The sequence below is a fragment of the Sinorhizobium garamanticum genome (assembly GCF_029892065.1).
Classification (GTDB): Bacteria; Pseudomonadota; Alphaproteobacteria; order Rhizobiales; family Rhizobiaceae; genus Sinorhizobium; species Sinorhizobium garamanticum.
This window is the reverse complement of record NZ_CP120373.1, coordinates 286,156-306,318: the sequence shown is the minus strand read 5'-3', so window position 1 is coordinate 306,318 and position 20,163 is coordinate 286,156. Positions and strand designations below refer to the sequence as shown.

At 60.9% G+C, this 20,163-nt stretch carries 19 protein-coding genes and 1 pseudogene; 15 read left to right on the top strand and 5 right to left on the bottom strand.

The features are described from left to right. Window positions 1-163 precede the first annotated feature (163 nt). Both tldD and PZN02_RS01525 read left to right on the top strand, forming a co-directional pair. Complete coding sequence (gene tldD / locus PZN02_RS01530) at window positions 164-1,579, top strand: metalloprotease TldD (RefSeq protein ID WP_280659890.1); 1,416 nt, start codon at window positions 164-166, stop codon at window positions 1,577-1,579. A 34-nt stretch (window positions 1,580-1,613) separates the two neighbouring features. Beyond that, window positions 1,614-2,129 (top strand): GNAT family N-acetyltransferase, encoded by a 516-nt coding sequence (locus PZN02_RS01525; protein WP_280659889.1) that lies wholly within the window; start codon window positions 1,614-1,616, stop codon window positions 2,127-2,129. Between the two features lie 20 nt (window positions 2,130-2,149). On the opposite strand, the gene PZN02_RS01520 is transcribed toward PZN02_RS01525, so the two are convergent. Next, the gene (locus tag PZN02_RS01520; protein ID WP_280659888.1) at window positions 2,150-3,406 is read right to left on the bottom strand and encodes a D-alanyl-D-alanine carboxypeptidase family protein; all 1,257 of its coding nucleotides are present in this window, start codon (window positions 3,404-3,406) and stop codon (window positions 2,150-2,152) included. Between the two features lie 202 nt (window positions 3,407-3,608). Here PZN02_RS01520 and PZN02_RS01515 point away from each other — a divergent pair, with 202 nt between their 5' ends. Next, window positions 3,609-4,664, top strand: coding sequence for a polysaccharide deacetylase family protein (locus tag PZN02_RS01515; RefSeq protein WP_280659887.1), 1,056 nt, complete (start codon window positions 3,609-3,611; stop codon window positions 4,662-4,664). 12 nt (window positions 4,665-4,676) lie between these two features. On the opposite strand, the gene pdxH is transcribed toward PZN02_RS01515, so the two are convergent. Continuing rightward, a complete protein-coding gene (pdxH, locus tag PZN02_RS01510) occupies window positions 4,677-5,297 on the bottom strand; it encodes a pyridoxamine 5'-phosphate oxidase (RefSeq protein ID WP_280659886.1) in 621 nt (206 codons plus the stop codon). Between the two features lie 141 nt (window positions 5,298-5,438). Between pdxH and PZN02_RS01505 the strand changes: the two genes are divergently transcribed. From PZN02_RS01505 to PZN02_RS01490, 4 genes are all read left to right on the top strand, one after another. After that, on the top strand, window positions 5,439-5,891 hold the full coding sequence (locus PZN02_RS01505; RefSeq protein ID WP_280659885.1) for an RT0821/Lpp0805 family surface protein: 453 nt from the start codon (window positions 5,439-5,441) through the stop codon (window positions 5,889-5,891). Window positions 5,892-6,103: 212 nt separating this feature from the next. Next, complete coding sequence (locus PZN02_RS01500) at window positions 6,104-7,162, top strand: DnaJ C-terminal domain-containing protein (protein ID WP_280659884.1); 1,059 nt, start codon at window positions 6,104-6,106, stop codon at window positions 7,160-7,162. A 200-nt stretch (window positions 7,163-7,362) separates the two neighbouring features. Next, window positions 7,363-8,181: an enoyl-ACP reductase FabI gene (fabI, locus tag PZN02_RS01495; protein ID WP_280659883.1), complete on the top strand. Its 819-nt coding sequence runs from the start codon at window positions 7,363-7,365 to the stop codon at window positions 8,179-8,181. Between the two features lie 51 nt (window positions 8,182-8,232). Continuing rightward, window positions 8,233-8,817: a histidine phosphatase family protein gene (locus PZN02_RS01490; protein WP_280659882.1), complete on the top strand. Its 585-nt coding sequence runs from the start codon at window positions 8,233-8,235 to the stop codon at window positions 8,815-8,817. 72 nt (window positions 8,818-8,889) lie between these two features. On the opposite strand, the gene PZN02_RS01485 is transcribed toward PZN02_RS01490, so the two are convergent. Next, window positions 8,890-9,318, bottom strand: coding sequence for a DUF4279 domain-containing protein (locus PZN02_RS01485; RefSeq protein WP_280659881.1), 429 nt, complete (start codon window positions 9,316-9,318; stop codon window positions 8,890-8,892). A gap of 116 nt (window positions 9,319-9,434) precedes the next feature. On the opposite strand from PZN02_RS01485, the pseudogene PZN02_RS01480 reads away from it, so the two are divergent. Next, window positions 9,435-9,614, top strand: a pseudogene (locus PZN02_RS01480) (transposase); the annotation flags it as partial. Between the two features lie 105 nt (window positions 9,615-9,719). Here PZN02_RS01480 and PZN02_RS01475 read toward each other — a convergent pair. Further along, window positions 9,720-9,980 (bottom strand): DUF1344 domain-containing protein, encoded by a 261-nt coding sequence (locus tag PZN02_RS01475; protein ID WP_153442227.1) that lies wholly within the window; start codon window positions 9,978-9,980, stop codon window positions 9,720-9,722. 286 nt (window positions 9,981-10,266) lie between these two features. On the opposite strand from PZN02_RS01475, the gene PZN02_RS01470 reads away from it, so the two are divergent. The 3 genes from PZN02_RS01470 to ribB all read left to right on the top strand — a co-directional run bounded on the left by PZN02_RS01470 (window position 10,267) and on the right by ribB (window position 15,414). Further along, window positions 10,267-12,984, top strand: a complete 2,718-nt coding sequence (locus tag PZN02_RS01470) for a bifunctional diguanylate cyclase/phosphodiesterase (protein ID WP_280659880.1) — start codon at window positions 10,267-10,269, stop codon at window positions 12,982-12,984. Between the two features lie 214 nt (window positions 12,985-13,198). Further along, window positions 13,199-14,296 (top strand): chorismate synthase, encoded by a 1,098-nt coding sequence (aroC, locus tag PZN02_RS01465; RefSeq protein WP_280659879.1) that lies wholly within the window; start codon window positions 13,199-13,201, stop codon window positions 14,294-14,296. 17 nt (window positions 14,297-14,313) lie between these two features. After that, window positions 14,314-15,414, top strand: coding sequence for a 3,4-dihydroxy-2-butanone-4-phosphate synthase (ribB, locus tag PZN02_RS01460; protein WP_280659878.1), 1,101 nt, complete (start codon window positions 14,314-14,316; stop codon window positions 15,412-15,414). Window positions 15,415-15,490: 76 nt separating this feature from the next. Here ribB and PZN02_RS01455 read toward each other — a convergent pair whose 3' ends face one another. Further along, window positions 15,491-16,021, bottom strand: a complete 531-nt coding sequence (locus PZN02_RS01455) for an invasion associated locus B family protein (protein ID WP_136507335.1) — start codon at window positions 16,019-16,021, stop codon at window positions 15,491-15,493. Between the two features lie 351 nt (window positions 16,022-16,372). Here PZN02_RS01455 and coxB point away from each other — a divergent pair, with 351 nt between their 5' ends. The 4 genes from coxB (at window position 16,373) to PZN02_RS01435 (ending at window position 20,161) form a co-directional block, all read left to right on the top strand. Further along, window positions 16,373-17,257, top strand: coding sequence for a cytochrome c oxidase subunit II (coxB, locus tag PZN02_RS01450; RefSeq protein ID WP_280659877.1), 885 nt, complete (start codon window positions 16,373-16,375; stop codon window positions 17,255-17,257). A 20-nt stretch (window positions 17,258-17,277) separates the two neighbouring features. After that, complete coding sequence (gene ctaD, locus PZN02_RS01445; RefSeq protein ID WP_280659876.1) at window positions 17,278-18,966, top strand: cytochrome c oxidase subunit I; 1,689 nt, start codon at window positions 17,278-17,280, stop codon at window positions 18,964-18,966. A gap of 98 nt (window positions 18,967-19,064) precedes the next feature. Further along, a complete protein-coding gene (locus PZN02_RS01440; protein WP_280659875.1) occupies window positions 19,065-20,021 on the top strand; it encodes a heme o synthase in 957 nt (318 codons plus the stop codon). Beyond that, on the top strand, window positions 20,021-20,161 hold the full coding sequence (locus PZN02_RS01435) for a hypothetical protein (RefSeq protein ID WP_225105255.1): 141 nt from the start codon (window positions 20,021-20,023) through the stop codon (window positions 20,159-20,161). Before PZN02_RS01440 ends, PZN02_RS01435 begins: the two co-directional genes overlap by 1 nt. The last annotated feature ends 2 nt before the right edge of the window (window positions 20,162-20,163 follow it).

Below are 20,163 nucleotides of genomic sequence, written 5' to 3'. Positions count from 1 at the left end.
GCGGCCCCTTGCTTCCTAAATGGAGGGCATACAGCGCCGCGCGCCTTATCAGACGCGCAAGGGACGCTGTAGCACTTTGAATTGCTGCATGTTTTTATCCTTAAATCGGCTACGATTTAAGGAAACATGCAGTGGGACCTCGAACCAGCGGGAGCGGACGACCATGAACACCGATCTGATAAGCCTCTTCGATGCGGACGAGGCTACGGTCCGCAAGGTTCTGTCCGAGACGCTTTCCGGCGCGGATGACGGTGAGCTCTTTCTGGAGCACGCGCAAGCCGAGGTCCTCTCCTTCGACAACGGGCGCCTCAAGGGTGGCAGCTTCAACACCGATCAGGGTTTCGGCTTGCGCGCTGTCGCGGGTGAATCGGTCGGTTATGCGCATGCCGGCGAATTGTCGCTTGCCGCCCTGCACAGGGCGGCAGACGCGGTTGGTCAGGTGACGCGCGGCTATGCCGGTTCCTACGCCGCAGCCCCCCAGCGCACCAATAAGAAACTCTATGGCGACGAAAATCCGATCGGCGAACCGAGCTTCGAGTCCAAGGTCGCCTTGCTCCAGGAGGTTGACGCCTATCTGCGCGCGAAGGATCCGAAGGTCAGGCAGGTGACCGCCTCGATCTCCGCGAGCTGGCAGGTGGTCGATATTCTGCGGACCGACGGTCACCGTGTTCACGACGTGAGGCCGATGACCCGCATCAACATCTCGGTCGTGGTTGGCGATGGCGATCGGCAGGAAACGGGGTCGTTCGGCACCGGCGGACGCCGCGGGTTCGGCGACTTCGTCACGGAGGAGAACTGGAAGCGCGGTGCCGACGAAGCGTTGCGGCAGGCGCTCGTCAACCTCGAAGCCATCGATGCCCCGGCGGGCACGATGGACGTGGTGCTCGCCTCCGGTTGGCCCGGCGTCATGCTGCACGAAGCGGTCGGCCACGGGCTCGAGGGCGACTTCAACCGCAAGAAGACGTCCGCTTTTGCCGGCCTCCTGGGTGAGCAGGTGGCAGCCAAGGGTGTCACCGTCGTCGACGACGGCACGATCGAGGCGCGGCGCGGCTCGCTCTCCGTCGATGATGAGGGCACCCCGTCAGGCTACAACGTCCTGATCGAGGACGGGAAACTTGTCGGGTATATGCAGGACCGGCAGAATGCACGGCTGATGGGCATGAAGCCCACTGGCAATGGCCGCCGGCAGGGCTATGCACATGTGCCGATGCCTCGCATGACCAACACGTACATGCTTTCCGGCGATCGCACGCCCGAGGAAATCATCGCCTCGGTCAAGAAGGGCATCTACGCCGTCTCCTTCGGCGGCGGTCAGGTGGACATCACCTCCGGCAAGTTCGTGTTCGGCTGCACCGAGGCTTATTTGATCGAGAACGGCAAGGTCGGCGCGCCCGTCAAGGGGGCGATGCTGATCGGCAATGGGCCGGATGCGATGAAGCGGGTGACGATGGTCGGCAACGACACGAAGCTCGACACCGGCATCGGCAATTGCGGCAAAGCCGGTCAATGGGTGCCCGTCGGCGTCGGCCAGCCGCACCTCAGGATGGATCAGATCACTGTCGGCGGCACGCAGGCGTGAATGAAGCACCGGTTGAGGGATGAGGGACGACGTCATGACCGATGAGGCGCGTGGGGAGGTGGAAATCCGCCGCTTTGCACCGGCGGACGAAGAGGGCGTCATCGACGTCATTCTGCCGATCCAGCGCGACGAATTCGGGATTGCAATCACCGTCGGCGATCAGCCGGATCTGCGCTCGATCGCCGACTTCTATCAGAGCGGGACCGGAGACTTCTGGGTTGCCACCGTGGGCGACCGGGTCGTTGGTACCCTCGGACTCAAGGATATCGGCGGTTCGCAAGCGGCAATCCGCAAGATGTTCGTCGCCTCCGATTTTCGTGGCCACAGCCATGGCGTGGCGGCACGCCTGCTCGAGAGCCTGCTTGCCCACGCAGAGCACCGGAAGATCGCAGCCCTCTTTCTCGGCACCACGAACAAGTTCCTCGCTGCGCATCGTTTCTATGAGAAGAACGGATTTGCCGAGATCGGGAAGGATGATCTGCCAGCCGGCTTTCCCGTCATGAGCGTCGACACGAAATTCTACGTTCGACGACTCGCGCCCGCCGCATAGTTTTGCAGGTTGCGGGCAGACTAACCGCGGTCAGGTAGCAGCGTGCAATCATAGGATCGCTTCCTCAGGACGGCGCAGGCGGAAGTGGCCGCCTCCTTGCTGGCGAAGCCGACGAAACGGGCGCGATATTGCTTGGCGCTGCCGGTTCCGGACACTTCCGTATGCGGCGAGGCGCCGAGCAGGACTGCGCCCCCGGCCGATTGCGCTTCGACCAGAATCTTCCTGGCGCCTTCCGCCGTTGGAGCGGTGGAAATCTGAATTTGCCAGGGGCCGTTGGTGGTTGCTGTTACACTTGCGCTGTCACCCACGGCCGTAGGGCGATCGGATGGCATCACTGGTGCGGTGGATGCCGCAATGGCCGGCGCGAGGCCGCTTTCGCTCGTCCGGGCGGTAGCGGTATAGGATAGCCGGACGCCCGGCAGCCCAGCCACTTCAACGGCGCCTTGCGAACTCGCCGCGGCGACCAGCTGGCCACCGGCGGGCGCTGCCGCCCTGCCCAAATGCTGGTCGAGGAGAGAAGCCATCTTGTTGTCCCGGCCCTTCGCCGACCGGCCGCCGAGCACCACGCCGACTACGCGGCGGTTGCCATCTCTGACGGCGCTCACAATGTTGTAGCCCGATGCATTGGTGTAGCCGGTCTTGATGCCGTCCATGCCCGCGTATCGATACATCAGGTTGTTATGGCCGCGGATCGTGCGGCCGCGAAAGGTGAAGCCCTGGGCCGCGAACATGCGGTACTCGGCCGGAAAATCCCTCATGAGTGCAATTGCAAGCCGCGCCATGTCGCGCGCTGTCGTTACCTGTTCGCGGGCGGGCAGACCGGACGCGTTGACGAAGTACGTGCGGGTCATGCCCAGCCGACGCGCTTTTGCGTTCATCATCTGCGCAAAGCCGGCCTCCGACCCGCCGAGCGCTTCGGCGACCGCCGCCGCCGCATCATTGGCGGAGCGAACAATCATGCCGTAGACAGCTTCCTGAACTGTGATCGTATCGCCGGCCTTGACGCCAAGCTTGGTCGGCGGTTTGCGCGCTGCGGTCGGCGACATCACAAGCGGTGTGCTCCAGCCGATCTTACCCCGATGCAGCGCCTCGAAGGTCAAGTAGAGCGTCATCATCTTTGTCAGCGACGCCGGGTGGTTGAGCGTGTCGGCATTCTCGGCCGCAAGAACTCTGCCTGTCCGCGCATCAAGAACGAGAGACGCGCTGCCCGCTACCGCATGCGCGGCGCCGAACACGAAGGCGGCGATCGCCGCCAGGGCAAATCGGAAGCCCTTCATCGGATTTCCCCTCTCCAAGAGCACGCTCGTTAGGAACGGTGTTTCGCTTTGTGACAGGGTAGCCGCTTTGTTGCAATATCGAGATCCATAACCGCCTCTCAAAAAAGCGGAACGCTGGTGGCGAATGCCGCGCGTAACCAGCCAGATTCAGTAAGGCTTAACCGGCCGGCGCTAGTTTCCCCCTCGCAGGCAGGGTAACCGGATGAAGCAGGGCATCGCGCGGGTGGTCAGAAACCGAGTGAGGCGCGTCGCCATTGGCGGCGGGCTCGAGATCGCGCAACTGCTGGCGCGCTCCGGATTGATGACGGGGGCGCGTGGATGCGGTGCGATCTTCACCCTGCATCATGTTCGCCCCAGGGTTCCGCGGGGTTTTGACCCGAACGCTCACCTGGAAATTACGCCGGCGTTTCTCGAGGAAGCGATCCTGGCGCTGAAGCGCGACGGTTATCGCTTCGTCGCGTTGCAGGATCTGCCGGAAAGCTTAGGTCTCACCGATGCACGGCCCGTCGCTTGCTTCACGCTTGATGACGGCTACCGCAATAACCTTGATTATGCGCTCCCGGTTTTCGAGCAACACGGCGTGCCGTTCACCGTCTTCGTCACGGGCGGCTATGTCGATCGCACCCACACGCTCTGGTGGGAAACACTTGCCGACATGCTGTCGGTCGCAAGCGAATTCCGTTTCGATTTCGGGTCCGGAACGGAGACCATGAGAGCCGTAAGCACTGCCGAAAAGCAGGCTATATTCGACCGCATCTCCACCTATGTTCGACGTCACGACGAAGCAGGCGCCGTCGGCAAGCTGAATGAGCTGGCGCGTGCCCAGGGCATTGATCCCCTTGCGATCACCTCGCGCTTGACGCTCGATGCCGCGGGGTTGCGTTCCTTGCTGCAAAGCCCGCTGGCAAGCCTCGGCGCGCATACGATCAGCCATCGCGCACTGGCGCGGCTGAGCGACGCTGAGGCGCAACGGGAGATGTCGGAATCTGCCGCGCGCGTCGAGGCCATCGCTGGCCGCTGGCCGGCGACATTCGCCTATCCCTATGGCGACAGGCATGCCGTTTCGGAACGCGACCATCGTCTGGCCGAACGGCTCGGCTTCACGGTGGCGGTAACGACACAACCCGCCACGCTTTCAGCCGACACCGTTTCAAATTTCCACGCGCTGCCGCGAATTTCCCTCAACGGACATTTCCAGAACCGCCGCCACGTCTCGGCCCTGGCTTCCGGAATTCCCTTTCGGCTGATGGCGGAATAATCCACAGGCCCATCACGGATACATCCGAACCTTTGCCCAGCCGCCCTCCGGTGTGTGGCGACGGAACTCCACACGGTCATGCAGCCGGAAGGGCCGGTCGTGCCAGAATTCGATCGAGGTAGGGAGGATGCGGAAGCCGGACCAGTATTCCGGGCGCGGGATCTCGCCGATGGCGTGGCGTGCCGTGTATTCGGCAACCGCCTTTTCCAGAGCGAAACGGCTTTCGAGCGGACGCGATTGTTTCGACGCCCAGGCGCCGATGCGGCTGCCGCGCGGCCGGCTTCTGAAATACTCGTCTGCTTCTTCGTCGGAGACAATTTCGACCGGACCGCGGATTCGCACCTGCCGGCGCAGCGATTTCCAGTGGAAGCACATGGCGGCTTTGCGGGCGGAAAGAATTTCACGGCCTTTCTGACTCTCGAAATTCGTGTAGAAGACGAAACCGCGTTCATCGAATCCCTTGAGCAGCACCATGCGGACATTGGGCAGCCCATCCGGATCGACGGTCGCAAGCGCCACGGCGTTCGGATCGTTGATCTCGTTCTCTTCGGCGTCCTTCAACCATGTGCCAAAAAGGGAAAAGGGTTCGTTTGCTTCGGTGAAGTCACCGGTTATTAACTCATTCGCGGTCATAGTGCCTTCCAATGCCGTGATATCTGGCGCGGGAACACGTCGGGATGAACCCGATCGGTGTTTCCGCATCGAAAAGTGTCAGAGCCTGCCTGTGGACTTCCTCGGAAAACGTGCAGCTCTTGCGAGTCTGACAGGATTGCCGTGCAAGACATAGCAAAGTCGATCGATGGCAAGAAGGGTTTTTCCTTCGCCTTGCTGCGCAGCGGAATGCTTTGTATGGCAGTTCTCGCTCTGCCGGGGTGCATGGGCGCGGGCCTCGATCTCTTTGGCGGTCCAAGCGTCGATCGCGTGTCGACGGGAACCGTACCGGTTGCGAAAACCTCGGACGGTCTCTCGGACGCCGTCGCCGTGCGCAACGCCGTTTCCTCCGCCGATATCAGTCAGGGTGGCGAAAACCCGATCCCGTGGGCAAACGCGACGTCCGGCAGTGCAGGCGTGATCAGTGCCATCCAAGAAGACCGCGCAAGCGGCATGCTCTGCCGGCGCTTCACCACGACACGCCACTCCTACGAAGGCATAGCGAAGTTTGACGGAAGCGCCTGCCAACTCGGCAATGGCGAATGGTACCTGACGAGTTTCGGCCCGCAGGACTGAAAAGCCTCGATTAACCACGTTGCTTCAAAGCCGCGGAAAACAACCGCGACCAGTCCGCTCGCGCCAATCCCGCATCCGCCGACTAACCGATATTTAGCAACTTCTCCAGATCATCGCCCAGAAGAAAGCCGCAAGCCCGGCCTTCTCCCGGGGACGAGCTACGAGCCGAACACCGGGGAGAGGCCGCCGGTCGGAGAAGATGGTGACAAACCATGCGTGATCCCTATGCAATTCTCGGTGTGCGCCGCAATGCCGGGCAAGATGAGATCAAGGCCGCTTGGCGATCCGTAGCCAAGGCCGTCCATCCCGACCACAACCAGGACGATCCCTTGGCGACACATCGCTTTGCCGAGGCGGGAAAGGCTTACGAACTGTTGCGCGATCCGGTACTGAGAAGCCGTTACGATCGCGTTCGGCGGGAAGCCGAGTTGCGCCGCATGGAAGCGATGAAGCAGAAGATGCGTGGACCGGAGCCTGCCGAGGAGCCGGTCGACGCCGAGACTGCGGAAGAGGCGATCTCGCGCATTTTCGGTGTTGAACCGCAGGCCGCGCCATCTCCCTCGAAGCCAAGACCGGCGTCTGCGCGGCCAGTCGAGAAGAGCGAGCCGCCGACGGATACCAGGCCGGAGGCGACCGCGGATTCAAAACGAGAGGAAGCTTCCAAGGTCGAAGCGGCGGCCGTCCGGCGCTCCGCTGCACCGGCGGCGGATTTGGTCGCGGCGATCGTACGGCGAATTCGTGGTCGCGTTGCAAAAACCGCCGAGAAGGTGCCGGATCTGGCGGTGGACGTGAATGTGAGCATCGAGCAGGTCGTCAATCGCGCCCGGGTATCCGTCGAGCTTCCGGACGGAGAAACTGTGAAGCTCTCGATCCCGCCCGGCGCAACCGACGGCCATGCCATGCGGCTCAAGGAACAGGGTTATCGGGTGACAGGCATGGCGCGCGGCGATGTCCTGGCGACGTTGCGGATCAACCAGGAGGGGCCGTTCCGAACGCAAGGTCTCGATCTGGTGACCACCCTACCGCTCGACCTTGAAGATGCCGTGCTCGGCTGTGATACTGTCTTAGAAACGCCAAGCGGGCCGGTTACGGTGACCGTTCCTGCCTGGTCCGGATCGGATAAGGTGATCCGAATTGCCGGTGCGGGGTTGCGCGGCGCGGATGGAGAAGCCGGAGATCTGCTCGTCGAACTGCGACTGATGCTTCGCGAAAAGCCGGACGACAAGGTAACGGACCTGATGCGGTCCTTGCGCCATGGCCTTTATCTGTGACGGTTTTCTGACAAGCTGAACCAATATTACGGGGACTAACAGTTCCTGATCTGCGCCGCGCTTGAACCGTTTTAACGGCTATGCCATAGGCAATGCTCGACAATTTGCCGCACCGCACAGATGCTGCGCGGCGGCGTTGAGATTCGTGAACTCTCGCACCGGCGGCGGCCGGTGCAGGCAGACAGTATTGGGGACATTCCATGGCTCAGGCATCGGGTCTGATGAATGGCAAGCGCGGCGTCATCATGGGCGTCGCAAACAACCGCTCGATTGCATGGGGCATCGCAAAGGCTTGCTCGGAAGCAGGTGCTGAAATCGCACTGACCTGGCAGGGCGACGCACTAAAGAAGCGTGTCGAACCGCTAGCGCAGGAACTTGGCGCCTTCATGGCGGGCCATTGCGATGTCACCGACCTTGCAACGATTGACGCCGTTTTCTCAACACTCGAAGACAAGTGGGGCAAGATCGACTTCGTCGTGCATGCCATCGCCTTCTCCGACAAGGATGAACTGACAGGGCGCTACCTCGATACGAGCCGCGACAACTTCGCTCGTACGATGGATATTTCCGTCTACTCCTTCACGGCCGTCGCCGCACGTGCCGAGCGCATCATGAACGACGGCGGTTCGATGCTGACGCTCACCTATTACGGCGCTGAGAAGGTCATGCCGCATTACAATGTCATGGGCGTTGCCAAGGCGGCGCTCGAGGCGAGCGTGCGCTACCTTGCGGTCGATGTCGGCAACCGCGGTATCCGCGTCAACGCGATCTCGGCCGGCCCGATCAAGACGCTTGCCGCGTCCGGCATTGGCGATTTCCGCTATATCCTCAAATGGAACGAGTACAACGCGCCGTTGAAGCGTACCGTCTCGATCGAGGAAGTCGGCAATTCGGCGCTCTATCTGCTCTCCGATCTGTCGAGCGGCGTCACCGGCGAGGTGCACCACGTCGACTCCGGTTATCATACGGTCGGCATGAAGGCTGTCGATGCACCGGACATTTCCGTACTGAAGGACTGATTTCCTTTTTTATGCGACGGCGGTGATGACAGCTCGCCCGGAGTGAACGCTGTGCTCGTCTACATGGTTCGGCATGGACAAACGGATTGGAATGCCGAAAGCCGTCTTCAGGGACAGAAGGACATTCCTCTCAACGAAACCGGTCGCCGTCAGGCGACCGGGAACGGCGTTGTCCTGGCGGAGATCCTCGGGCGCGAAGCCAGCAACTTCGATTTCGTCGCCAGCCCGCTCGGCCGCACACGCGAGACCATGGAACGTCTGCGGCACGCCATGGGGCTTGATCCGCTTTCCTATCACACCGACGACAGGCTGAAGGAAGTCTCCTTCGGCGACTGGGAAGGCTATACCCTGCCCGAATTGAAGCGCCAGGTACCGCAGCGCATCGCCGAAAGGCGCGTTGCCAAATGGGACTTCATCCCGCCCGGCCAAGCTGCGGAAAGCTACGAGATTCTCTCATGGCGCGTGGGCGCCTGGTTGAAGGACGTGACGCGACCGACGGTCTGCGTCACGCATGGCGGCGTCATTCGCGTGCTGTTTAAGCTTCTCGGAGAAATGAGCGCCGACGAGGCGGCGGCTTCCGCCATTCCGCAGGACCGGCTGCTGCGGATAGCTGACGGGACGATCGGCTGGGTTTAGATCGGTGTGCGCGGTTTTCCGCCCGCATCCCGCTCTAACTCATCCAGGCCGTAAACTCATAACGAGATGGTTTCAAACGATCTCTTGGTCGGTGTCGTCACCACTATAGATGTCGAGGTCGAGCTCCAATCCACGTAATCCGATCGCACTCGTTGTCGCCGGCGAGAGGCCAAGTCCTTCATTGCAGCCGTATAGGAACAGACCTACGAATATGTTTCCGCGAAAGCGTGCTGCAAGTGCCCTCCACGCATCGAGATCATTACTCAATGCGGAGAAGAGTGCGCCTACTTGCTTGTCGAGATCGCCGGGACTTTCTTCAGTGGCGGATAGATGCCAGAAGCCATGCCGAGCAACTATCTCTTTCCCGTTAGGCGTTACCCAAATGCCGCCCTTTTTCGCGCATTTTGTCGGCTGCGCCCCAAGTGTGCGGGATATTTCCTCCGGATCAAGGTCGTCGCCATAAAAGCGTAGGGATGCGGCGGTTCGATGCACTTCAGCCATAGTGTTCCTAAGCCTTTATCGCTCATTCATGAATCTTCGCTCCGATGCGATTCAAAAATCACTTTCACCTCCGCGCGGCTCATGATTCAAGAACTTTCATTTGGAGGAGGCAATTCATGGCGCGTCGCCGCTTCGATCTGAGCGATTTCGAATGGACTGTCATTCAACCGTTGTTGCCGAACAAGCCGCGCGGCGTGCCGCGCGTTGATGACCGCCGTGTGATCAATGGCATCTTGTTGCGGTTCCGCACTGGCTCGCCATGGGCAGATGTTCCGGATCGGTATGGCCCTTACACGATCCGCCATCTATATCAAAGCAAATGCGAAGCGCATCCGGCGTGCTACAGCGTCCTTTCGGTGCCTGCTAAGACGCGCGGAGGTGTAGGGCGGGCCTGATCACGGCTACTGGACGATTTCCAAGTCGTTGATGACGCGTTTGCCATCAATTTCGGTGTAGAAGACGAGAACCTTGACGCCTGCCTCGAGGCCCTCGAAGTTGAACTCTTCAGGAGCCTGATAGCTCTTGCCGTCATCGAGCGAGAGGCTCAGGCGCTCGGTGTCCACGCTGGTGATCACCGCCTCCACGTCGGCGCTTTCGGCGTGAGCGGAAAGCGGCGAAAGCAAACCTGCAGTGGCCATGAGTGCGGCAATGACAAATCGCATCTTTTTTGCCCTCCTCAATGATTCTGCGAACATTCTTGTCATCACCATTTGATCCCCGATTGTGGCAAAAGTTGCCTTATACCGTTGCTTTAGCGCAACTGTTGGCTGGTTTGGGACAGCGCGGCCGGCGATCGGAGAGTGGACGTCGTCGCGGCGAATTTCAAGCCAACGAGGTTGTTCGGCTGCCCGGCGGAGGGCCGTTGTCACCACGTTTTCCAATGAAATTTTTGCGAAAGCCTATTTTAAGACTCCAAGGCTACCGTGCGTCGGGGCTTGGGGAAAACAATTGAACATCATCGTCGCTCTGCGTCGCCGCATTCGTGCGATTGCCAATTTTGCGAAGCCGTCGCTCATTCCGGCGGTGATCGCAGGCGCCGTGGTCTTCATCGGCGGCAACATCTATGAGCGCCAGCACCGCGAGAACTTTCGCAAAGATCTCAAGATCGATGTCGAAAACGAATTGAACCTGATTGCGGGTCGTTTGCGCGCGGAATTCAACACCAACATCGCCGCTCTCAATGGGCTCGCCAACGGGATCGCCGTTCAGCAAGAGACGACGGCGAGCGAGTTCAGCAAGCTGGCGGCGAAGCTGCTCCTGCAAAATCCTCAGCTGGTTCGCGTTTCCGCGGCACCAGCGGGCGTCGTCACGATGACTTTTTCGCGAGAGCGTCAACCATCTTTTGTCGGCACAGATCTCGGCCGGTTCCGAGCAGTGCGGGTGGCGCTAGACCGTGCCGCTTCGACGACAAAGCCCGTGGTCGTTGGACCGGTACGCCTGCCAAGTGGCCGCAATGGCTTCGAGATCTTTGTGCCGGTCTCCTCGAATGTCGGGGGACGAACCGCATTCTGGGGTTTCGTTGAGGCCATCCTCGATGAGGAGGCGCTCTATCGGTCCGCGCGCTTTAACGAGGAAAGCATGGAGATGCGCGAGACGGCCAGCCGCGACCATCGGCATGTGCCTATTCATCTTGCCATTCGCGACGTTTCGGTCAGCGACAACATCCTGGAGCCGTTTCTGGACGAGACCGGGGTCTTCCTGAGCTCGCCGGTCGTCCGCGAGCTGTCTTTGCCCGGTGGAGTGTGGGAGTTGGCCGCTACTCCCGTCGGCGGCTGGGCGCAGGAACCGGAGGACAGCCACGACATCATGCTTGCGACCATCGCCGCTGTCGTGGTGGTCGTTGTGCCCATCCTTCTTGCCGGTGGTCTCGTCAATGAGCGGCAGCGCAACATAGCCAAGCTGAAGGCGCGCGAAGGCGAGGTGGTGGCCTTGTCCCATCGTCTCAACCTAGCTCTGGATGCTTCGAAGATCGGAATCTGGGAAATCGACATTGCCACGCAAGCCCGGTCCCGGGATGACCGGATGTTCCATCTGCATGGGCTCTCCCGCACCGGGTCCAATCCCACTCACGAGGAGTGGCGCGCGACCGTGCATCCTGACGATATCGCCGCTGCCTCCATCGCCTTGTTCCGCAGCCTGGACGAAGGGCTTGAACATCGCTCGCAATATCGCGTCGTGATGGCGGACGGCTCCATCCGCCACGTTCGCCATGTGGGTTCGGCCCACGAGGGACCTGACGGCCGGGCGAAAATCACCGGTATCAGCTGGGACGTCACCGACGACGTGCTGATGACCGAGCAGCTTAGGGCGGCCAAGGCGATCGCTGATATGAAGAATGCCGAACTCGCCGATGCGAAGGATCGCATCGAGCACAATGCCCTGCATGATCCGCTGACGGGGCTTGGCAACCGGCGGATGCTCGACAAGGCGCTGGATCGGCTCTTCGCGGCGAGTGTCGAAAAGTCCGAGAGCATCGCCATCCTCCATATCGATCTCGATCGCTTCAAACAGATCAACGACACGCTTGGACACGCCGCCGGCGACGCCATGCTTGTCCATGCCTCCGAAATTCTGCGCTCGAGCATCTCTTCGGATGACATTGTCGCCCGCATCGGCGGAGACGAATTCGTAGTGGTGATATCCGGAGCGCCGGACGATAAAGCCTTGGCCGCGTTGTGCGACCACATCATCGCCCAGATGCGTCAACCGGTGGACTATGACGGGTTTCCGTGCCGCTTCGGCGTCAGCATCGGCGTTGCAGTGGCCCATCGTTCCACGGCGGACGCGCGCAAGCTGCTCGTCAACGCCGACATCGCGCTCTATCGAGCCAAGGAAAGTGGACGCAGCCGCTACCAGTTCTTTACCGAGGCACTGCAGGCCGAAGTGGTGACCAACAAGCGCATCGCCGATGAAATCCTGGAAGGGATCGAACGCGACGAGTTCGTGCCGTGGTACCAGCCGCAGTTCGACGCCTCGACGCTCGCACTCTCCGGTGTCGAGGCACTCATCCGTTGGCGCCATCCGCGTGAGGGAATCCTAACCCCAGACCGGTTCCTGGGGATTGCCGAAGAACTGAGCGTCACTGCGACGCTCGATCGGCTGGTCCTGCAAAAGGCTCTTGCCGACCGGATGCGCTGGGCCGCGGTCGGTGTCCAGGTGCCGAAGATTTCCGTGAACGTCTCTGCCAAGCGCCTGCAGGAAAGGGATCTGCTCGCCTCGCTCGAGGGGCTGAGCATCATGCCCGGCCAGATTTCGTTCGAACTGGTAGAGTCCATCTTCCTCGACGAAAGCGACGACATCGTCACAGCCAATATCGACGGGATCAAGAAGCTCGGCATCGACATCGAGATAGACGATTTCGGCACCGGCCACACCTCGATCGTCAGTCTTTTGAAAATCAAGCCGAAGCGGCTGAAGATTGATCGTCAGCTGGTGGCGCCGGTGCTCGGCGCCCGAACCGAGCAGGCGCTCGTGCGCTCGATCATCGACATCGGCCGCTCGCTTGGCATTGAAACCGTCGCCGAAGGCGTGGAAACCATGGCGCACGCGGAAATGCTCGGCATTCTCGGTTGCGACCTTCTGCAGGGCTACGCCTTTTCCAAGCCGCTGAGCAGCGAAAGCTTCATCGCCTTCGCCACGGACCGCGGATTCCGCCTCGCTTCGTGATCGACAAAGCCCGCTGGTGCTGCGGAAAGTCTTTTCCCTTTGACGGCTTTCCACTACAGCGCCGTGCGTCTTTTTCAGACGCACAAAAGGTCGCTTTAGCACTTTGATTTGCTGCGTGTTTTTATCCTTAAATCGGTTCCGATTTAAGGAAACATGCAGTAAGAGAGGGCGCGCGTCTGTTTTCGCGCGCGGTTATCAGCGTTCGGTTATCGTCATGTCGCACAATAGCTTCGGTCACCTCTTCCGCGTCACCACCTGGGGCGAAAGCCATGGGCCGGCGCTCGGCTGCGTTGTCGACGGATGCCCGCCCGGCATTCGCTTCACGCTCGCCGAAATCCAGGCCTGGCTCGACAAGCGCAAGCCGGGGCAATCCCGCTTCGTGACCCAGCGCCGTGAGGACGACCTGGTCAAGATCCTGTCCGGCGTGATGTTCGACGATGACGGCGAGACGATGATCTCGACCGGTACGCCGATCTCGATGATGATCGAGAACACCGACCAGCGCTCGAAGGACTATTCCGAGATCGCCAAGCGTTACCGCCCCGGCCACGCGGATTACACCTACGACGTCAAATACGGCATTCGCGATTATCGCGGCGGCGGCCGCTCTTCGGCGCGCGAAACGGCGGCCCGCGTTGCAGCGGGCGGCATCGCCCGCAAAGTGGTGCCCGGCCTGGTCGTCCGCGGGGCGCTCGTCCAGATCGGCAAGCACAGGATAAATCGGGCCAACTGGGACTGGGCCGAGGTGAACAAAAACCCGTTCTTCGCTCCCGACCCGGCGATCGTCCCTGTTTGGGAAGAATATCTCGATGGCATCCGCAAGGCCGGTTCATCGATCGGTGCAGTCGTCGAGGTGGTTGCCGAGGGGGTGCCTGCGGGTATCGGCGCCCCGATCTATGGCAAGCTCGATCAAGACATCGCCTCAAACCTGATGTCGATCAACGCGGTCAAGGGCGTGGAGATCGGCAATGGTTTTGCCGCGGCCGAGATCAGTGGCGAGGAGAACGCCGATGAGATGCGCATCGGACCCGGTGGTGAGCCGGTTTTCCTTTCCAACAATGCGGGCGGCATCTTGGGCGGCATCGCCACGGGTCAGCCGGTCGTTGCACGCTTCGCGATCAAGCCGACGTCATCCATCCTGACCGAACGGCGCTCGATCGACAGTGACGGCAACGAGGTGGATGTGCGCACCAAGGGCCGCCACGATCCTTGCGTCGGGATTAGGGCCGTGCCGATCGGCGAGGCAATGCTCGCCTGCACGATTGCTGACCATTACCTGCGCGACCGGGGCCAGACCGGGCGGTTGAAGTAGTTTGCGGGAGAGTCTTGATGTCCTATGACCAGAAGCGCGTCGTTGACGCCATTCGCGCCTTCGAGGCCGGCGAGATCGTCGTCGTCACCGATGACGGCGGCCGCGAGAACGAGGGCGACCTGATCGTCGCAGCCGTGCATTGCACGCCCGAAAAGATGGCCTTCATCGTCCGCCACACCTCCGGCATCGTCTGTGCACCGATGCCGCGCGAGGAGGCAAAGCGCCTCAATCTGAATGCGATGGTGGCAGAGAACGATTCCGCCCATACGACCGCATTCACCGTTTCAGTCGATTTCAGGCACGGAACCACCACCGGTATCTCGGCCGACGACCGGACGTTGACCGTTCGCAACCTTGCCAATCCGAACATCGGGCCGGCCGATTTCGTCCGCCCGGGCCATATCTTTCCACTGGTGGCGCGCGAGGGCGGTGTGCTGATGCGTTCGGGCCATACCGAGGCGGCCGTGGATCTCTGCAAACTCGCGAGCCTCCCGCCGGTCGGCGTCATCTGCGAGCTCGTCAACGACGACGGCACCGTGATGCGTGGCCCGCAGGTCGAAAGCTTCGCCGAGACCCATGGCCTGAAACAGGTGTCGGTGGCGGATCTGATCGCCTATCGCCAGCGCAAGGAAACACTGATCGAGCAGGGAAATTGCTTCGAGATCGATACGCCTTACGGCAAGGCAAAGGGTCACACCTATTCGCTGCCCTGGGATCCGATGCAGCATCTTGCTGTCGTCTTTGGCGATATTCGCGACGGCGTCGACATCCCCGTTCGTCTGCACCTTGAGAATGTCGGTGCTGATGTCTTCGGCGGGGACCGCCAGATCGACGCGATCATGAAACGCATCGCCGGAGAGGGCAGGGGCGTCATCGTCTATCTGCGCGAGGGTTCCGTCGGCGTCGGCGTTTCACAAACGGCGCGCAAGGGTAAGCATGACCGCGAGGTCCATTCGGAAGCCCAGGCCCGCGAAAGCGAATGGCTGGAAATCGGTCTCGGCGCGCAGATCCTCAAGGACCTCGGCATTACGTCGATCCGTCTCATTTCCTCGCGCGAGCGCCACTATGTCGGCCTCGAGGGTTTCGGCATCAAGATTGCCGCCACCGAGATTTTGTAAGCAGCGGTCTTTCTATACCGCAAGAAAAAGCCGCGCCCGTAGCGCGGCTTTTTTAGATTCCGCACGACCCCCGAAATCAGGGGAGGGCGTCGTAACCCTCGCCGAAACCCTTGAGATCGACCGGGATGCCGATACCTTCTTCCGGCGATTGGAAAACGATGAATGTCGCGGTCGCGCCGGCGCGAAAGGTCTTCAGGAGTTCGTCCTCGAGCACCACTTCAGCATAGCATCCATCAGAGAAGCAGCGCACGAAATAGGCGCGGCCAATATCCTTGCCATCGACGTTGAGACCAAGGCCGTTCGGCAGAAGCACGCCGAGCGGCGCGAGAACGCGAAGGATCTTCGCCTTGCGATCGGCAGTTTTCAGCACGACGACCGAAAGCCCGACTTCCGGCCTGTCCTCGGCGATGACGTTCTGCATCAGCGCGCATTGCTCAGCCGAGGCGCCCGCCGGCTGATCGCAGACGATCGACCAAGCGCCGTGGTTTGACTTCACCGTTCCGGGCGTTCCGCCGGATTGCTGGGCCATGCTTGCGGTGGGAAAGACGAGGGTGGCAATTCCGAGCGCGGCCAGAACCGGCAGCCGGGAGAAGAGGGACAGGCCCATGTAAACCTCAAAACGTCGAATCATCAGGGCTATTCTTGATGCGCGCGAAGATAAATGAAAAGCCCTGTATGCTACATTCCAGCGCCATATGGCGGAAATTGGGCTCGTCGGCGAAGCTCTGGAACGCAAATCTTAAACTGGCAGTCGCGCGGGCCGCGATAGGCCTAACCCAATTCGCGAACGGGCGCGAGGGTCGCCTGTGTGAAAAGCGGCCTTTGTGCAAAAATGCCGCACGGGCTTGATTGGACAGATGTTGCGGCGCTAGTCAAACTGTGGTTTGAAGCGCTGCAGTATCGCAGGGATTCTGCGGTTTCGGTTTGATCCTGATAAAGCGCATTGGGGAGACACATTGTGAAAAACAAGGCTTATGCAGTTCTGGCAGCGCTTGCCTGTCTGCTTTTTGCTTCGAGCGCCTTTGCTGACAAGCCTGTCGAATGGCAGACGCGTCTTCAGACGGCCGCGACGGGCATCATGGAAGAAATCACGTGGTTTGAACAATATACCCTGTGGTTCATCATTCCGATCACGCTCTTCGTTCTCCTCCTGCTGATTGTCGTTGTGGTCAAATTCCGCGAAGGCGCCAATCCGGTTCCTTCCAAGACCAGCCACAACACCGCGATCGAAGTTCTCTGGACCGTCGGTCCGGTTATCGTTCTGCTTTTCCTTGCCATCCCGTCCTTCCAGCTTCTGACGGCGCAGCTGACGCCGCCGCAGAATCCAGACCTGACGGTCAAGGCGACCGGCAACCAGTGGTATTGGTCGTATGAATACGAGGTTGGCGAAAATCCGCTTTCGTTCGACAGCCTGCTGATGAAGGAAGAGGATCGCGCGAGCCTCGGCAAGGAAGACAAGGCCCAGTACCCGCGCCTTCTCGCCGTCGACAACGAAGTGGTCGTGCCCGTCGGCAAGACAGTCCGCATGCTCGTGACGGCTGCCGACGTTATCCATGCCTTTGCCATGCCGGCTTTCGGCGTGAAGATCGACGCCGTCCCGGGCCGCCTCAACGAAACCTGGTTCAAGGCGGACCGTGAAGGCCTCTATTACGGCCAGTGTTCCGAGCTCTGCGGCAAGGATCACGCCTATATGCCGATCGCTATTCGCGTGGTCGCGCAGGATAAATACGACGCCTGGCTCGCTGCCGCTGCAACCAACATCGGCGAAGCGAACAAGGCGCTCATGGCGTCCATCGACGGCGCGGCCAAGACCGTTGACGTCGCCGCAAGCGCCGCACAGTAATCGGAAGGGGAGCTCGACCCATGGCTGGAACAGCCGTTCATCACGATCACCGGCATGATCACTCGGATCATGCCCATGCAGACCATGCGCACAAGCCGTTGAGCTTCTTCCAGCGCTGGTTCCTGTCGACCAACCACAAGGACATCGGTACGCTCTACCTGCTGTTCGCGATCGTCGCCGGTCTCATCGGCGGCACGTTGTCGGTCTTTATGCGCGCCGAGTTGCAGGAGCCGGGCATCCAGATCTTCCATGGCCTGGCCCAGATGGTCTACGGCTTCGAGGGCGATGCTGCCATCGACGGCGGCAAACATATGTTCAACGTGTTCACGACCGCGCACGCCCTGATCATGATCTTTTTCATGGTCATGCCGGCGCTCATCGGCGGTTTCGCCAACTGGATGGTGCCGATCATGATCGGCGCGCCGGACATGGCCTTCCCGCGCATGAACAACATCTCGTTCTGGCTGATCGTACCGGCCTTCCTGCTCGTCCTGCTTTCGATGTTCGTCGAGGGTCCGGCGGGTGCCTATGGTGCTGGCGGCGGCTGGACGATCTATCCGCCGTTCTCGACCTCCGGCATGCCCGGGCCGGCAATGGATCTGGCGATCCTCGGCCTTCATATCGCCGGCGCGTCGTCGATCCTCGGTGCGATCAACTTCATCACGACGATCCTCAACATGCGCGCTCCGGGCATGACGCTGCACAAAATGCCGCTCTTTGCCTGGTCGGTGCTGATCACCGCCTTCCTGCTCCTGCTCTCGCTGCCGGTGCTCGCAGGCGGCATCACCATGCTGCTCACCGACCGCAACTTCGGCACGGCCTTCTTTGCGCCGGAAGGCGGCGGTGACCCGATCCTGTTCCAGCACCTGTTCTGGTTCTTCGGTCATCCGGAAGTGTACATCCTGATTCTGCCGGGCTTCGGCATCATCAGCCACATCGTCTCGACCTTCTCGCGCAAGGCGATCTTCGGTTATCTCGGCATGGCCTACGCTATGGTCGCGATCGGCGCCGTCGGCTTCATCGTGTGGGCGCACCACATGTATACGGTCGGCATGTCGCTCGACACGCAACGCTACTTCGTCTTCGCGACGATGGTTATCGCGGTTCCGACCGGCGTGAAGATCTTCTCCTGGATCGCGACGATGTGGGGCGGCTCGATCCGCTTCACGACGCCGATGGTCTGGGCGATCGGCTTCATCTTCCTCTTCACGGTTGGCGGCGTCACCGGCGTTCAGCTCGCCAATGCCGGCCTCGATCGTGCGCTGCATGACACCTACTACGTGGTTGCTCACTTCCACTACGTTCTGTCGCTCGGCGCCGTCTTCGCGATCTTCGCTGCCTGGTACTACTGGTTCCCGAAGATGACCGGTTACATGTACTCGGAATTCGTCGGCAAGCTGCATTTCTGGGTCATGTTCATCGGTGTGAACCTGATCTTCTTCCCGCAGCACTTCCTCGGCCTCGCAGGCATGCCGCGCCGCTACATCGACTATCCGGATGCCTATGCCGGCTGGAACATGGTGTCGTCCTACGGCTCCTACATCGCCGCCGTCGGCGTGCTGATCTTCCTCTTCGGTGTCGTTGAAGCCTTTGCGCGCAAGCGCGTTGCCGGCGACAACCCGTGGGGTGAGGGTGCGAACACGCTCGAATGGCAGCTCTCGTCGCCGCCGCCGTTCCACCAGTGGGAGCAGCTCCCGCGGATCAAGTGACGGGGAACGAACAGAAGCCGCCGGTTCCGGCGGCTTCACACCGCCGGCTTCCCGGCAGAATGCGGCTGCCATGGCCGCAGTATTTTCAAGGACGAGACATGACGCTCATCGACAATCACGAGGCAGTCGGCATGGAAGGCGCACCGCGCCTGTCCGAGGCCTCTGCGCGCGATTATTTCGAGCTCCTGAAGCCTCGCGTCATGTCTCTTGTCGTCTTTACCGCTTTTGCCGGGCTGGTCCTTGCGCCAGGACAAATTAATCCGTTTATCGGCTTCATCGCCATCCTGTGCATCGCCGTCGGAGCTGGTGCCTCCGGTGCGCTGAACATGTGGTACGACGCCGATATCGATGCGGTGATGAGCCGTACCGCCAAGCGTCCGATTCCGGCCGGCAAGATCCTGCCTGAGGAGGCGCTCGCCTTCGGCCTGACGCTATCAGCATTTTCCGTGATCATCCTCGGGCTCGCCGTCAATTGGCTCGCAGCCGGGTTGCTCGCCTTCACGATTTTCTTCTACGCTGTGATCTACACCATGTGGCTGAAGCGCTCGACGCCGCAGAACATCGTTATCGGCGGTGCTGCAGGAGCCTTCCCGCCGATGATCGGTTGGGCCTGTGTGACCGGCGGTGTGTCGATCGAAAGCATCGTACTTTTTCTCATCACCTTCCTGTGGACGCCGGCCCATTTCTGGGCGCTGGCGCTGTTCAAGATGCGTGACTACGGTGCCGTCGGCGTGCCGATGATGCCCAATGTGTGCGGCGAGGCGACGACGAAGAAGCAGATCGTCATCTACGCCGTGTTGACCGCACTCATCGGCATCTGTCCCACCTTCCTCGGCTTTGCGAGCCTTGGCTATGGGGCGTTCGCCACGGCCATGGGGCTGGGCTTCGTTTGGTATTCCATCGCCGTCCTGCGCATGCCTGAGGGAGATGAGAGAATGGTCCCGGCCAAGAAGCTCTTCGCCTTTTCGATTGTCTATCTTTTTGCGATCTTCTCGGCCCTCGTGGTCGACCACGTGATCGCCCAGATCTGGCTCAACGCCGGAGGTATCGCCTGATGCAAACCGTCAAACTCAGCGAGGCGCAGCGCAAATCGCGGCGCAGCCGCAACATCGCTCTTGGTCTCGTACTCGCCGGCCTCGTCGCACTTTTCTACGTCGTCACGCTGATAAAGTTCGGCAACGGCATGGTCCATTGAGA

Coding starts and splice junctions, on each gene's coding strand:
- tldD (WP_280659890.1), top strand. CDS start 164: ATGAACACCGATCTGATAAGCCTCTTCGATGCGGACGAGGCTACGGTC.
- PZN02_RS01525 (WP_280659889.1), top strand. CDS start 1,614: ATGACCGATGAGGCGCGTGGGGAGGTGGAAATCCGCCGCTTTGCACCG.
- PZN02_RS01520 (WP_280659888.1), bottom strand. CDS start 3,406: ATGAAGGGCTTCCGATTTGCCCTGGCGGCGATCGCCGCCTTCGTGTTC.
- PZN02_RS01515 (WP_280659887.1), top strand. CDS start 3,609: ATGAAGCAGGGCATCGCGCGGGTGGTCAGAAACCGAGTGAGGCGCGTC.
- pdxH (WP_280659886.1), bottom strand. CDS start 5,297: ATGACCGCGAATGAGTTAATAACCGGTGACTTCACCGAAGCAAACGAA.
- PZN02_RS01500 (WP_280659884.1), top strand. CDS start 6,104: ATGCGTGATCCCTATGCAATTCTCGGTGTGCGCCGCAATGCCGGGCAA.
- fabI (WP_280659883.1), top strand. CDS start 7,363: ATGGCTCAGGCATCGGGTCTGATGAATGGCAAGCGCGGCGTCATCATG.
- PZN02_RS01485 (WP_280659881.1), bottom strand. CDS start 9,318: ATGGCTGAAGTGCATCGAACCGCCGCATCCCTACGCTTTTATGGCGAC.
- PZN02_RS01475 (WP_153442227.1), bottom strand. CDS start 9,980: ATGCGATTTGTCATTGCCGCACTCATGGCCACTGCAGGTTTGCTTTCG.
- aroC (WP_280659879.1), top strand. CDS start 13,199: ATGTCGCACAATAGCTTCGGTCACCTCTTCCGCGTCACCACCTGGGGC.
- ribB (WP_280659878.1), top strand. CDS start 14,314: ATGTCCTATGACCAGAAGCGCGTCGTTGACGCCATTCGCGCCTTCGAG.
- PZN02_RS01455 (WP_136507335.1), bottom strand. CDS start 16,021: ATGGGCCTGTCCCTCTTCTCCCGGCTGCCGGTTCTGGCCGCGCTCGGA.
- ctaD (WP_280659876.1), top strand. CDS start 17,278: ATGGCTGGAACAGCCGTTCATCACGATCACCGGCATGATCACTCGGAT.
- PZN02_RS01440 (WP_280659875.1), top strand. CDS start 19,065: ATGACGCTCATCGACAATCACGAGGCAGTCGGCATGGAAGGCGCACCG.
- PZN02_RS01435 (WP_225105255.1), top strand. CDS start 20,021: ATGCAAACCGTCAAACTCAGCGAGGCGCAGCGCAAATCGCGGCGCAGC.